Below are 271 nucleotides of genomic sequence, written 5' to 3'. Positions count from 1 at the left end.
ATTGCCGCTTCCTGCAGAATGATGACCGCGATCAGCCGCAGCTGGACAACATCCGTGCCGCGCTGCGCGACAAGCGCCCGTGCCGCGAGATACTTCGCAACTATCGCAAGGATGGCAGCCTGTTCTGGAATGAACTTTCCATGACACCGGTCTTCGATGAGCATGACAACCTGCAGTATTTCGTTGGTGTCCAGAAGGATGTCACCGGCCTGATGACCGCCAAGGAAGAGCTGGAACGCCTGCGCGCGGAGCACCCCGGCGAGTCCAACTG

1 protein-coding gene is annotated in these 271 nt (G+C 59.4%); it reads left to right on the top strand.

All coding sequences use genetic code 11. The features are described from left to right. A partial coding sequence (locus tag R0J88_RS20325; RefSeq protein WP_410900924.1) for a PAS domain-containing protein occupies window positions 1–271 on the top strand: 271 nt, incomplete at both ends.

Source organism: Pseudoalteromonas sp. SIMBA_162 (genome assembly GCF_046535955.1).
GTDB classification, from domain to species: Bacteria; Pseudomonadota; Gammaproteobacteria; order Enterobacterales; family Alteromonadaceae; genus Pseudoalteromonas; species Pseudoalteromonas marina.
Note: the sequence above shows the minus strand (reverse complement) of the source record. Positions and strands in the feature narration are given on the sequence as shown.